Here is a 13,156-nt window from a genome sequence, read left to right on the forward strand (position 1 = left end):
AAATTATGAGCTATAAACAAAGAGCGGTATCTGGCATAGTGTGGGCGCTATGGCAGCAATTAAGTTCAAAAGTGGTAAGCTTTGGCATATCCATATTTCTGGCACGGATTCTGGAGCCATCACAATTCGGTTTGATAGCTATGCTGTATCTTTTTATATCGGTAGGCAATAGTCTTTTGGATGGCGGCCTTACTGCTTCGCTGATCCGCACAACCGATGCCGATCAGCGCGATTATTCAACCGTCTTCTATTTTAATATCATTGGCAGCAGTATCCTTTACCTGATACTTTTTATAACAGCGCCGCTTATCGCTGCTTTTTATCATCAACCGTTGTTAACCTCTGTTGTGCGGGTTTACACCTTAATTTTGATCATAAACGCATTTTTTGGTGTACAAAGCACCTTGCTGGTTAAGGATCTGAAGTTTAAAAAACAAACTAACATTCAAATCCCATCGGCTATTGGCGGCGGAATATTAGGCATCATACTTGCAAAATTAGGATACGGCGTTTGGAGCCTTGTTTGGATGGGTTTATGCACCTCATTTTTATCAACAGCCATACACTGGATCACCTCAAGCTGGAGACCAGCGCTGATCTTTGATAAAGCATGCTTTAAGAAACACATTCATTTTGGTTATAAAATGACATTATCGGGTTTAATTGATACCGTTTATCAAAACATTTACCTGATAATCATAGGTAAGTTCTTTTCGGCAGCCCAGCTTGGCTACTACAGCCGGGCCGATTCGATAAGCCAATTACCGATAAGTAACATTTCAGCTGCTATAAATAAGGTTACCTACCCAATGTTTGCCGAAATATCAGACGACCCGGTACAGTTAAAAAATGTTTATAAACGACTCATGCAACAGGTAGTATTCTGGAATGCACCGGCACTCATCATGCTGTGTATCATTGCCAAACCACTGTTTCATATTTTACTAACAGACAAGTGGTTACCGGCCGTCCCTATTTTCCAGTTACTGTGTATTGGAGGTATCATGTATCCCCTGCACTCATACAACTTAAATGTGCTGAAAGTGATGGGGCAAAGCGCGCTGTTTTTAAAGTTGGAAGTTATTAAAATCGGGATCCTGTGTTTTATCCCCTTCGGCATCTATGGCTTGTTATATTTCCAATTATTTTTTAATGTAATAGCCTATTATATCAACTCTATTTACAGCGGGCGTTTAATTGACTACCCCGTTACCGAGCAAATAAAAGATATTTTGCCTACAGTGGTGTTAGCCGGAGGCATTGGCCTCTGCTGTTATTTCCTCGACAAGTTGGTGATCAATGATTTTTTCATCCCAACTATGCAAATTGGCATATTACTCATAGTATTCATCGCGGTTTATTATAGTGCCAGTTTGTTAATTAAGCTCTCCGCTATTAAAGATTTTAACCAATTAATCCTAAAAAGATGATTCCAGTAACCAAACCATTTCTCCCTGCCGAAAAGGAATTCAGAGCCTATGTTAAAAGTATCTGGGAAAGGCAATGGCTCACTAACAACGGGCCCCTTGTAAACACGCTCGAATTAAAGTTAAAGCAATACCTGGGCGTTAGTCATATGCTGTTTGTAACAAACGGTACAATAGCTTTACAACTGGCCATCAAAGCACTTAACTTAAGCGGAGAAATTATCACAACGCCATTTTCATTTGTTGCTACTACAAGCACCATAGTATGGCAGGGTTGCGAACCTGTATTTGTGGATATCGATCCTGAGACACTGAATATTGATCCGGCTAAAATAGAAGCGGCCATCACACCCAACACATCGGCTATACTGGCAACACACGTATTCGGTAACCCATGCGATATAACAGCCATACAGGCTATTGCTGATAAACATAACCTTAAGGTGATCTATGACGCCGCACATTGCTTCGGTACTTTTTATAAAAACCGCTCCATATTTGAATATGGCGACATCAGTGTAACCAGCTTTCACTCAACCAAATTATATCACACAATCGAAGGCGGCGCTGTATTTACCCAGGATCCGGAGTTATTAAAAACCATGGCACTGATGCGCAACTTCGGATATTCAGGTGTTGATACTTTCTCGGAGGAAGGCATCAACGCCAAAAACAGCGAGTTTCACGCAGCAATGGGTTTATGCAACCTGCGCCATGTTGACGAGATACTTAAAAAAGAAAGTATTTGTATGAGCAATATCTGCAGCGCCTGGAAAACCTGAATGTTCAGTTTCAAAAACTTGAAAACGAACAGGATTACAATTATGCATATTTCCCGGTCGTTTTTCAAACAGAGGCGCTGATGCATCAAAGTAAAGCAAAATTAGAGTTAGCACAGATTTATTGCAGGAGGTATTTTTACCCCTCACTATCATCATTGCCATACGTAAAAAGCCAACCAATGCCTGTTTGCGATTCGATAGCTTCAAGGGTGGTTTGCCTTCCCTTATACCATACGCTATCGCTGTCAGATCTTGACCTTATTTGCAGGTTACTGCTCCGTGCACAAAACTTCGACAACAACTTTAAACCGAAACATTTTGGCACACTGGTGACTGATAAAATTGAATCTGAAATAAATGTTAGGGCGGCGAATGTAAATGGAACGGTATGAATGATGATGAAATAATGGTAAGTATTATCTGTATTACTTACAACCATGAAAAATTCATTTCCGAGGCTATCCGAAGCTTTTTGATGCAGAAAACCAACTTTAAGTTTGAGATCATCATTGGCGACGATTGCTCGACAGATAAAACCCAGTCAATAATTAAATTTTACTCAGAAACCTATCCCGGCAGGATCAAGCTTATAGCCTCCCCTGCCAATTTAGGCACACATAAAAACTTAATTAATTGTGTTACACAGTGCAGGGGCAGGTACATAGCTCTTTGCGAGGGCGACGACTACTGGATAAATGAATATAAACTGCAAAAGCAGGTTGATTTTTTAGAAAACAATGCCGACTTCGTTATTTGCTGCCATTACCACAAAGTGATAAACGTTAATAACAAAACACTTTACGTACACCCTAACCCAACACCACTGATACATACATATGCCGATTTGCTGGCGGGGAAACAGGAAGAAACAAAAACGGCAACAGTTGTTTATCGCAATATTCCCGAAACCCTTCAGTTATTCACTGCCCCCTGGTTTTTTGAATGTTTTGCCGGAGATAAAATGTTTAAGCTATGGGCCACTCAGCATACTGGCGGTAAAATTTACGTAATACCCGAGGTAATGAGCTGTTACCGCAATCATGAGGGCGGCGTATGGAGCATGATCAACGCCAAAGCACGTATGGAAATGGTTATAAGTGATTTCAATTTAATCATCAAAAATTTCACATACTCCGCGATCGCTAAAAAAAGACTTTTGCTGCTTTATATAAAACGCTATCTGCTTTTTGAATTACAAAACAAGCGGTTTCGTAAAGCGTACGATACGGTAAAATACCTCCTATAACTGCCAGCGCATTTAACATTAACATGAACATACAAGCCGCCCCCTTTTCAAAACCCGTTCTGTTTTTCATTATTCCGTCGCTTAAAGGCGGAGGAGCAGAAAGAGTTATCATTTCGCTTGCTAATTATTTTAATAAAAACAACTTCCAGTCGGTACTTATTTCTTTAAACAATGATGTTCCAGCATATGAAATTGATGACGATGTTAAGGTATTTTACCTAACTGACCGTCAAAAAAGCTCATTTATTTACAGGTTGTATCATATTGCCGAAACTTTTTTAAACTTATCAAGTTATTGCGGACTCAAAAACCGGTGTGCGCTTTATCGTTCATTACATCCGCCAATGTTTGGACTGGCATTACCTGTTGGTTAACCCGGGTGCCTTACATTGTTTCAGAGCGCACTTCGCCCGATAGAAGTGTTATCAGGTTTAACTATTTACGTAAACAACTGGCTTTAAACTTATATAAAAGAGCCGAAGCAGTTGTAGTAAGTGCTAAAGGAGTAGAGGACTGCCTGCTTAAGGATAAAGACTTTAAAGTACTCACTAATATCGTGCGCATAACAAATGCTGTTACTATTTTCCCATTACCGTCAGAGGAGAAGGTTCACCATCGGAGGTTTATTTTGGGGGTTGGCCGTTTGGCTTATGTAAAAGGCTTTGATATCCTTATTGAAGCCTATGCAAAATCAGGCCTTACCGACGTCGATCTGATAATCGTTGGCGATGGCGAAGAACGCGCTAACCTTGTTTGCCAGATCTTTAATCTCGGGTTAAGAGAACGGGTGTTGCTGCCTGGCAGCAAAAACAACCTCCAGGATTATTATAACCAGGCCGAAATGTTTGTTTTGCCATCGCGCAACGAGGGATATCCCAACGCTTTAGTTGAGGCTATGAGCTTCGGATGCCCTTCTATAGCAGTTGATTGCAATTTTGGACCTTCGGAGATTATCAATAACGGCAAAAATGGAATACTGGTAAAGAGAGGGTCAATAATTGATTTAGCCGATGCAATGCACCGCTTGGCCGGCGACGAAGTTTTAAAAACAACTCTTGGAAATCAGGCCCGCGTAATATCTCAAACCAACCATCCCGATAAGATCCTGGGAGAATGGGAAACGTTAATCAAAAAGCACATTGCTGCAACTGCAACAGCGGCACAACTAACAAACAGCCAACCAGCTTTATAAAACTATCAAACTGTTAATATGCTACAGTACTTAATTCGTTTGGATGATTTATGCCCGACAAATAACCTCCAAAAATGGGAGCGTTTCTTCATCCTGTTTGACAAGTATGACATAAAACCCATAATTGCTGTTATACCGGCAAATAAAGACCCAAAGTTAAAAGCCTGCGGTAATTTCAATCCTTACTACTGGCAGTTGGTGCGCGAACTTCAAAATAAAAATTATGTGATAGGCATGCACGGTTTTGATCATTATTACATAAATCACAACTCCGGCCTACTGAAGATGAATAACCGGTCGGAATTTGCAGGCTTACCATTGCAAACACAAAAAGAAAAAATAAGAAAAGCGGCCGAAATTTTCAAACGTGAAAATATCAACCCCACTGTTTTTATTGCCCCTGCACATACTTTTGACCGTAATACATTGCTTGCTTTACACGAATACACCAACATTAAAATAATAAGTGACGGCCTGCTTAAGTCACCTTATGTAAGATTTGGCTTTAATTGGGTACCTGTTCAACTATCAGAAGTTGAACAAAAAACAAAATACACCTGGACATTCAATTATCATCCCGAAACCTGTTCTGACAAAACATTTGCTGAGCTTGAAATTTTCTTAGAAAAAAACCATCACCTTTTTGTTTCATTGGATGACCTCGATTTTTCAAATTATACCTGGGCAGATGCCCTTGCCGAAAAATATTGCATTTATAAACGATTAGCCCGTGATTACGCTCAAAAAGCAATCGCTTTTTTGGAACGGGTCCCCGCCGGAAACTAACTCTATTAAACCTGATATGAAAATTTCTTTTGCGCCACCTTACATTGACCAGGCTGTTATAAACGAGGTTATGGACACGCTTAACTCTGGCTGGATAACCACCGGACCCAAAGTAGCCGCACTTGAACAGCAAATGAAGCAGCTTACAGCTTCGGATGCAGCTGTTTGCGTAAACTCTTGGACATCAGGAGCTATCCTAATGCTGAAATGGTTCGGCATAAAGGAAGGCGACGAGGTTATCATACCAGCATACACCTATTGTGCTACCGCCTTAAGTGTACTGCATTGCGGGGCTACGCCGGTGATAGTTGATGTTGATGACGATTGCTGCATCTCCACAGAAGCTGCAATCAAAGCAATAACCCCAAAAACAAAAGCAATTATTGCTGTTGACATAGCCGGCTGGCCATGCAACTACGAAGAATTAAAGGCGATTATCAATAAACCTGAAATTAAAAAACTATTTGTTGCTGAAAGTCCCAAGCAAAAGATTTTAGGTAGGATCCTCTTAATTGCCGATGCAGCGCACTCAATCGGTGCAACCATAAATGAATTACCGGCAGCAAAGTATAGTGACGTATCGATATTTTCTTTTCACGCGGTGAAAAACATCACTACAGCCGAAGGAGGTTGTATCTGCATCAATTTGCCTGCCTGCTTTAATCCGGCCGAGGAACACCGGTATTTAAAACTATATACTCTTAACGGCCAAACCAAAGATGCCTTTACCAAAAGTAATGGCGGCGGCTGGAAATACGACATCCTGTTTATGGGCCTCAAAATCAACATGCCCGACATTTGTGCAGCAATAGGCCTCGGCCAACTCAGAAATTATGAAGCCAGCTTGCTCCCTATGCGCAAGCATGTTGCATCCATATATTGTAACAGGTTCAAATCGATGGACTGGTTTATTGAACCACCACTAAAAAACGAGCAAAGGGAATCATCCTACCACTTGTTTGCCCTGCGCATCAAAGGCATATCAGAGGCACAGCGTGACCATATAATTGAAAGCATTATGGCTGAAGGGATCATGGCCAATGTACATTTTACCCCGCTGCCAATGCTTACTCTTTTTAAAGATCTGGGTTATAAGATAGCTCAGTATCCATCAGCTTATGCCCTTTACGCAAATGAAATCTCATTGCCCATTTATCCTCAACTTACCGGCGAGCAGATTGATTTCATAGTTACTACGGTAATAAACTCAGTAAACTCTGTGCTGGAAGAATGTAAAGAACTTGCAAAAGTTGAATTATAAAATAGAGTTATGATTAAACGGCTTTTTGATATTGGCATATCACTTATAGCACTGATAATGTTGCTGCCATTGTTTATTTTAATTGCCATAGCTATTAAAATAAATTCGAGGGGAAGCGCATTTTATAAACAAACAAGGGTTGGGAAAGATGGAAATGAGTTTGAACTGTTCAAATTCCGCACCATGTACATAAACTCGGACAAGGCCGGATTACTAACCATAGGTAGTAAAGATTACCGGATCACCAGTGTTGGTTACTGGCTCAGGAAATATAAACTTGATGAACTGCCGCAATTACTAAACGTGTTAAAAGGTGACATGAGCTTTGTTGGCCCGCGCCCCGAAGTACGGAAATATGTAAACCTGTATACACCAGCTCAACTAAGGGTATTAAGTGTTAAACCAGGAGTAACAGACTGGGCATCTATCAAATATTTTGATGAAAATGATATCCTGGCCGGCAGCGATGATCCTGAAGATATGTATATCAAGGTAATAGTTCCATCAAAGATCAGCAAGAACCTCGAATACATTGACAACCAGGATCTTCTCATGGATCTGAAGATTATATTTTCTACAATAAAACGAATTTTTCAATAGCACCACTTTATTATGCTGCTTAAAAAGTGCCTCTTTTACGGTTTAATGCTCTTCTATCTGTACACACTTGCTTTTAACATTTTCATGACAGATACTTTGAGGATTCCTGCGCCTGTAATTTTTTGCATGCTGCTATTCTTTGTGCAAAAACCTTTGCTGGATTTCGGCTATACCAAGGAGTTAATAATTTTTTTAATCGGCGTTTTTTTATACCAGGTAGTAGGGATGAGCAATTATATTACCTTTTTTGCCATTCTCCTTACTATAATACCATGTTCGTTATACTTTAATTATTTTGTAGGTGCAAATAAATCGCGCTATTACGCTTCAATATTAATGTTCTTCTTTTTGCTCATGTGCTCTATGATCATTATGGTACTTGATCACAGCATGGCAGGCACCATTGACCCGATCAGGAGCATGCTTTTGGGCGAACCGGTTAAACAAAGCCCTGCAGGGCTGGCAGTAACACAATTTAACTTCGGATACCAGGTTGTGGCCATTACAACGTTTGCCTTCATTGCCTCATGTACCACAGGGCAATATCTTATAGTAAGGGTTTTGGTTTTAGCAGCCTGCGTTGCCTGCATTTACCTCGGCATGAACAGGTCGGCATTTATAAGCTTTGGAGCCGGTGTAACGCTCTTTCTGTTTATTTACTATCGCTATAGAGCCGTTTTCCTGGTTGCAGCTACAGTGATCATATGTTTTGGTTTGTACACTTATGTATTAAAAGATAACACTGACGATAAAAACAACATCCTGTCAAAAAATCAGGCTAAAGAGGCCAATGATTTTAACAGGGCCGACATGGCTGCCGAAAACCTTAAAATATTTGCAGATTATCCTTTCGGGCTTATATTTTATGGCAAAACCTGGAACGACGTAACTTACCGAAACCCCTTGTTTACATTCGGCCTGTCATCGCACAATGCCTACCTGATGTTTATTACCCTGCTCGGCCCGTTTTTGGGGCTGGGGTTGCTATGGGCCATATATTACAAAACTGTCCGACTGTTTTGGCAAACTATAAAAAACGTAAAACATAAAGGGAGTGCAATTTATGTAGCTATATTTTTCACATTCATAGCAATTTCATTAAATGCGCTGTCGCATAACGGGTGGCTGATGAGCGTGGACGGCCCTACTATATTTATTTATTTCGCCGTATTACACTACAACAGGTTAAAAGACCCCGTAAAACAAACCGAACCAGTGCAGGAAGAATTAGCTGTCGCTTAAAACTTGATCCAGATTTTTATTTATAATGAGAAAGAAGATTTTCCTTGTTCTTGGTTCCCTTGGTACAGGTGGTTCTGAGCGTGTTTACTGGCTGCTATCGCAATATTTCAACAAGCCCGATTATGAGGTAGTTGTAGTGTTACTTAATGGAGACGAGTGCAGTTTCTCAACAGAAATAGCAGGTATCAGATTTTTAAACCTGAAAACAATAAAAGCTTCATGCTCATTTTTTAAACTTCGCAAGCTGCTGAAAGATGAAAAACCATACGCTGTTTTTTCAACTACTGATCATATTAATATCCTGGTAGCCTTTGTTTCAATGTTTGTTAAAGTGCCTAATTTAATAGCCAGGGCATCTAACAATCCGCAACAAATGGCGCAGTTTTACGAATTTAAATCCCGCTTTTACAATTACTTTTCAAGGTTTTTGTTTGTGCGCTTTAACTCAATAGTTTGCCAGTCTGAAGAAATGAAGCAATCCATAGCCCGGTTTTATAATATTAACCTAAACAAGCTTATTGTTATTCATAACCCGGTTATTATAACGAACGCAATAAAACCTCAAAATCAAATTTCAGGATTAAAGAGGCTTATTGCAGTTAACCGGCTCATCAAAGAGAAGGGATTATTTCGCTTGCTTGAGGTTATGAAAGCACTACCTCAAAACTATGTTCTAACTATAGCCGGCAAGGGCCCGCTGATGGATACCTTAAAAGCAGAGGTACAAAATATTGGCCTCAACGAACGCGTGAAGTTCATCGGCGAAATTAAAAATGTTGCCGATGTTATTTCTAAGCATGACTTACTGGTTTTAAGCTCATTTACCGAAGGCTTCCCTAATGTAGTGCTCGAAGCACTGTCGGTAGGCGTTCCGGTAGTTACATTCAGAGTTGGCGGGGTTAACGAACTGATAAGGGAAGGCTTTAACGGTTTTATAGCCGAACAAAATGATCTTTGCACACTACGCCATCAAATTATCAGGGCATGCAATCAAACCTGGCAGCATCCTAATATCAAAGCCGATATCGTTGATCGCTTTAGTCTCGAGAAAATAGGCATGGAATATGAAACCCTGCTTGCTAATTAAACAAAACTATTAACCCCTAACGTTTTTTTATGTGCGGCATTTACGGATCAACAGTGAGGTATGACGATAACATCATATTTCAAAAACTGGCAAGGGCCGATTTCAGGGGCCCCGATTATTCTGGCTTTGAACACAATGGTCCGGTTACCTTAGGCCATAACCGGTTGGCTATTGTTGATCTGGATCACCGGTCAGATCAACCCTTAACTTACAAACACCTTAAAGTTGTATTTAATGGCGAAATCTACAACTATAAAACCTTAAAGATAAAGCTCACCGCCCTGGGTTACAGATTCCAGACCGATTCGGATACAGAAGTTATTACAGCCGCCTATCTTGAATATGGCGAAAACTGTGTTAACCATTTCAACGGCATGTTTGCCTTTGTAATTTTTGACACCCGCACGCTCCAGCTTTTTGGCGCCCGCGACAGGCTTGGCAAAAAACCATTTTACTATACCCAAAATGGTTTAGATTTTGAATTTGCCAGCCAGCCATCGCAAATATGTATAGGCCGGAATGTTACTATTAATGAACAAGCTATTAACGAATATTTTGTATGGGGATACGTTCCCGAACCCAAATCGGCCTGGAACGAAATCCAAAAGCTTGAGGCCGGGCATTCATTTTGTTTTGATTGCAACACGGGCAGTTTCAGAACAAGAAAATACTGGGAACTGGACTTAAACCATGCCGAACGCTATGAAGGAGTATACCAGCAAGCACAGGCCGATTTAACCCGACTGATTACTAACGCTGTTGATATACGCATGCATGCCGACGTGCCGCTTGGTGTATATCTTTCAGGCGGCATCGACTCATCACTTGTTGCGGCCATAGCTTCAAAAAACTATAACAATGTAAAAACCTTTTGCATAAAATTCAGAGAAAAAGGTTTTGATGAAAGCGTTTTTGCCCAAAAAATTGCCGATCATTTAAAAACAGACCATCATACAATTGAATGTAATAAAGAAGAAGGCCTCGAACTGATTGAGAGTTTCGGCCGCTATTATGATGAGCCTTTTGCCGATTCAAGCGCCATCCCATCCCTGCTGTTAAGTAAACACACCAAAAAACACGTTACTGTGGTTTTAAGCGGTGATGGTGGCGATGAAAGCTTTTTAGGATACAGCCGTTACAAATGGTTTAACATGGTTAATCAGCTGTTTAAATGCCCGTTGGCGCTGCGTAAAAGAATAGCCGATATAATTAGCATCTCCCCTAACTATCGCCATAAGTTAATTGCAATGGGGATCTGCAATCCGGAGGTTAAATCACTTTACGGGCTTATGCTGGGCGGCCTGGAATACTCATGGCTCGAAAATCCTAACATTGGCCTGCAGGTTCCGTTCATGGATATCTGGTCGTCAAAATCAACAAGCATGCTTCAAAAGCTGTCGGCGTTTGATACCAAGACCTATTTAAACGGTGACATAAATACTAAGGTCGACAGGGGCACAATGGCCTTTTCGTTAGAAGCAAGGGCGCCGCTTATGGATTACCGGGTAATTGCATTTGCTCAAACCCTGCCCGACAGCTATAAGTTTAAATACGGCATTCAAAAAAGGATTTTGAAAGATATCCTATACCAATATGCGCCGGCACAGCTGTTTGACAGGCCAAAATCCGGCTTTACAATGCCGCTAAGCCATTGGTTTAAAAACGAATTGAGAGATCACGTAATGGACCATCTTTCAATCAGCGAGTTAAAGAACATCCCTGGTATTAACGTACAAAAATCGTTTGCCATGATAAACGACCACATGAGCGGCAAATGGAACAGGGCAACGCAGATCTGGAAACTGCTTGTGTATACACAATGGCTTAAAGATCAGCGTTCAAAAGCAATTTCAACATACCAGGTAGCTTAAAATACTCTAAACCTTATGATCCAGATTAACAACAGGGCTATGCGTATAGTACCATACACAGTTGTGTGGTTTGCCGCTAAGCCAAATTTATGGGGCTGCCTGTTAAAATACTATAAACAAAGTAAAAGCAGTGAAGCTGTTCCGGGATATCGCAAAGAGGATTTTTTTACCAAAATAATTGATATAACCGTACCTGTACCTGATATTGAAGCCAATTTTGATAAAAACACATCTTACGAAATACGCAGGGCCATTAAAGATGGCGTATCAACCGTGATGGGTACCGGCATTAAAGCCTTTATTGACTTTTACAATGCATTTGCAGTTACCAAAGGCCTGAAAAAATTAATAAAGAATTTTATAAATACAAGCCGCACCTGTTTATCACCAAAGCGGTTTACCAGGATCAGGATATTGTTATGCACGCTTACATCCGCGATCATTCATCACAAAGAGTAAGGCTATTGCATTCGGCTTCCCTGTTCAGAAATGAAAATGACAGCCAGTTAAGGGCTGTTACAGGCCGGGCAAACCGCCTGCTGCATTTTGAAGATATCCGCTTTTTTAAACAGCTTGGGTTTAAAATATATGATTTGGGTGGCTATGCTTACAATACATCGGATACCGAACTTTTAAAGATCAACAAATTCAAAGATAGTTTTGGCGGAAGCCTGCTGCAGGAAACCGACTATCTGCCTATGTCACTAACACTCCTGTCATTTTTTAAAAAAAATTTCGATTTATGAAAGACCTTATCTCCTCATTCATTTCATTTATTCACAAAGTGTTTAGTTATGACAAATGGAATATAGGTTATATATCACAATCTCCCGAAAACCTTATCCACACTCAGCAGCTAAACGGAAAAATCAATTGGTTATCAGAAGATAAAGTGGATTATACAGCCGATCCTTTTACTGCAAATATCAATGGCCGTTTACATCTCTATTATGAAGAGCTTAATTTCTGGAAGGGAAAAGGCGAGATCATGATGACCGATGACATGCATTTCAAAAACAAGAAAAAAGTAAATGGCATCATGGAAGACGAAATACACCTCTCTTATCCTCACATGTTCACTGACAGTAACCGGCTATACTGTATTCCGGAAACAGGCAGAGCTAAACAGGTGGCTCTTTATCAAATTGATATGAATAACCCTTATAAGTTTGAAAAGATTAGGGTGTTGCTGGAAGGCCAGGCATTTGTTGACAGTTCCATTATCCATTACAACAACAAATACTGGCTCTTTACAAGTGTTTCGGGAGAACACGGTGTACTGTATTTATTTTATGCCGATACCCTCGACGCTCCATTTAAGGCACATAAACAAAACCCGATAAATGTGGCGTCAAACGTGAGCCGGTCGGCAGGCAGGTTATTCGTTGTTGGTCAAAAGCTTTATATGCCCAGCCAAAATCCAAAAAGGTGTTATGGCGGCTCTGTAATGATCAATGAAATAACCACTATAACCGAAACAGATTTTCAATACCATACTGCTTTTGAACTACTTCCCCAGGCACCTTATGATGAAGGATTGCATACTATAAATTTTGAAGATGGATTATTAATTGTTGACGGAAAACGCAAAGTATTGAGTGCAATGGGGCCATTTAAAAAAGTGATCAGGAAGCTGAAGAGCCTTAATAATCCCAACTAGTG

At 40.4% G+C, this 13,156-nt stretch carries 13 protein-coding genes and 1 pseudogene; all 14 read left to right on the forward strand.

The features are described 5' to 3' along the window. Positions 1–5: 5 nt before the first annotated feature. The 14 genes and pseudogenes from ACQ86K_RS19305 (at position 6) to ACQ86K_RS19370 (ending at position 13,154) form a co-directional block, all read left to right on the forward strand. On the forward strand, positions 6–1,430 hold the full coding sequence (locus ACQ86K_RS19305) for a lipopolysaccharide biosynthesis protein (RefSeq protein WP_431198576.1): 1,425 nt from the start codon (positions 6–8) through the stop codon (positions 1,428–1,430). Then, a pseudogene (locus ACQ86K_RS19310) lies at positions 1,427–2,601 on the forward strand (DegT/DnrJ/EryC1/StrS family aminotransferase). Before ACQ86K_RS19305 ends, ACQ86K_RS19310 begins: the two are co-directional and overlap by 4 nt. After that, a complete protein-coding gene (locus tag ACQ86K_RS19315) occupies positions 2,598–3,455 on the forward strand; it encodes a glycosyltransferase family 2 protein (RefSeq protein WP_256337316.1) in 858 nt (285 codons plus the stop codon). The pseudogene ACQ86K_RS19310 and the gene ACQ86K_RS19315 overlap by 4 nt, the downstream one beginning before the upstream one ends. 23 nt (positions 3,456–3,478) lie before the next feature. Continuing rightward, positions 3,479–3,829 carry a hypothetical protein gene (locus tag ACQ86K_RS19320; protein WP_431198577.1) on the forward strand — a complete coding sequence of 117 codons (351 nt, stop codon included), beginning with the start codon at positions 3,479–3,481 and terminating at the stop codon, positions 3,827–3,829. A gap of 5 nt (positions 3,830–3,834) precedes the next feature. Then, positions 3,835–4,647, forward strand: a complete 813-nt coding sequence (locus ACQ86K_RS19325; RefSeq protein ID WP_431198578.1) for a glycosyltransferase — start codon at positions 3,835–3,837, stop codon at positions 4,645–4,647. An 18-nt stretch (positions 4,648–4,665) separates the two neighbouring features. Next, positions 4,666–5,433: a DUF2334 domain-containing protein gene (locus ACQ86K_RS19330; protein WP_091162536.1), complete on the forward strand. Its 768-nt coding sequence runs from the start codon at positions 4,666–4,668 to the stop codon at positions 5,431–5,433. A gap of 16 nt (positions 5,434–5,449) precedes the next feature. Beyond that, entirely contained in the window at positions 5,450–6,694 is a 1,245-nt protein-coding gene (locus tag ACQ86K_RS19335) for a DegT/DnrJ/EryC1/StrS family aminotransferase (RefSeq protein WP_091162535.1), read from the forward strand. Between the two features lie 9 nt (positions 6,695–6,703). Beyond that, positions 6,704–7,294: a sugar transferase gene (locus ACQ86K_RS19340; RefSeq protein WP_091162534.1), complete on the forward strand. Its 591-nt coding sequence runs from the start codon at positions 6,704–6,706 to the stop codon at positions 7,292–7,294. An 84-nt stretch (positions 7,295–7,378) separates the two neighbouring features. Further along, positions 7,379–8,536, forward strand: coding sequence for an O-antigen ligase family protein (locus ACQ86K_RS19345; RefSeq protein WP_176844336.1), 1,158 nt, complete (start codon positions 7,379–7,381; stop codon positions 8,534–8,536). 25 nt (positions 8,537–8,561) lie between these two features. Beyond that, positions 8,562–9,623: a glycosyltransferase gene (locus tag ACQ86K_RS19350; protein ID WP_091162532.1), complete on the forward strand. Its 1,062-nt coding sequence runs from the start codon at positions 8,562–8,564 to the stop codon at positions 9,621–9,623. 29 nt (positions 9,624–9,652) lie between these two features. Further along, positions 9,653–11,494 (forward strand): asparagine synthase (glutamine-hydrolyzing), encoded by a 1,842-nt coding sequence (gene asnB, locus ACQ86K_RS19355; RefSeq protein WP_091162531.1) that lies wholly within the window; start codon positions 9,653–9,655, stop codon positions 11,492–11,494. Positions 11,495–11,509: 15 nt separating this feature from the next. Beyond that, entirely contained in the window at positions 11,510–11,953 is a 444-nt protein-coding gene (locus ACQ86K_RS19360; protein ID WP_431198579.1) for a hypothetical protein, read from the forward strand. Beyond that, complete coding sequence (locus ACQ86K_RS19365) at positions 11,914–12,240, forward strand: hypothetical protein (protein WP_431198580.1); 327 nt, start codon at positions 11,914–11,916, stop codon at positions 12,238–12,240. The genes ACQ86K_RS19360 and ACQ86K_RS19365 overlap by 40 nt, the downstream gene beginning before the upstream one ends. Further along, positions 12,237–13,154: a glucosamine inositolphosphorylceramide transferase family protein gene (locus tag ACQ86K_RS19370; RefSeq protein WP_431198581.1), complete on the forward strand. Its 918-nt coding sequence runs from the start codon at positions 12,237–12,239 to the stop codon at positions 13,152–13,154. The genes ACQ86K_RS19365 and ACQ86K_RS19370 overlap by 4 nt, the downstream gene beginning before the upstream one ends. The last annotated feature ends 2 nt before the right edge of the window (positions 13,155–13,156 follow it).

It is taken from the genome of Mucilaginibacter sp. P19, assembly GCF_050632265.1.
Taxonomy (GTDB): Bacteria; Bacteroidota; Bacteroidia; order Sphingobacteriales; family Sphingobacteriaceae; genus Mucilaginibacter; species Mucilaginibacter gossypii.

Bases quoted from the DNA above. Each gene is read 5' to 3' on its own strand.
- ACQ86K_RS19365 (WP_431198580.1), top strand. From the start codon at position 11,914: ATGCACGCTTACATCCGCGATCATTCATCACAAAGAGTAAGGCTATTG.
- ACQ86K_RS19335 (WP_091162535.1), top strand. From the start codon at position 5,450: ATGAAAATTTCTTTTGCGCCACCTTACATTGACCAGGCTGTTATAAAC.
- ACQ86K_RS19370 (WP_431198581.1), top strand. From the start codon at position 12,237: ATGAAAGACCTTATCTCCTCATTCATTTCATTTATTCACAAAGTGTTT.
- ACQ86K_RS19340 (WP_091162534.1), top strand. From the start codon at position 6,704: ATGATTAAACGGCTTTTTGATATTGGCATATCACTTATAGCACTGATA.
- ACQ86K_RS19320 (WP_431198577.1), top strand. From the start codon at position 3,479: ATGAACATACAAGCCGCCCCCTTTTCAAAACCCGTTCTGTTTTTCATT.
- ACQ86K_RS19350 (WP_091162532.1), top strand. From the start codon at position 8,562: ATGAGAAAGAAGATTTTCCTTGTTCTTGGTTCCCTTGGTACAGGTGGT.
- ACQ86K_RS19330 (WP_091162536.1), top strand. From the start codon at position 4,666: ATGCTACAGTACTTAATTCGTTTGGATGATTTATGCCCGACAAATAAC.
- ACQ86K_RS19360 (WP_431198579.1), top strand. From the start codon at position 11,510: ATGATCCAGATTAACAACAGGGCTATGCGTATAGTACCATACACAGTT.
- ACQ86K_RS19345 (WP_176844336.1), top strand. From the start codon at position 7,379: ATGACAGATACTTTGAGGATTCCTGCGCCTGTAATTTTTTGCATGCTG.
- ACQ86K_RS19315 (WP_256337316.1), top strand. From the start codon at position 2,598: ATGAATGATGATGAAATAATGGTAAGTATTATCTGTATTACTTACAAC.
- ACQ86K_RS19305 (WP_431198576.1), top strand. From the start codon at position 6: ATGAGCTATAAACAAAGAGCGGTATCTGGCATAGTGTGGGCGCTATGG.
- asnB (WP_091162531.1), top strand. From the start codon at position 9,653: ATGTGCGGCATTTACGGATCAACAGTGAGGTATGACGATAACATCATA.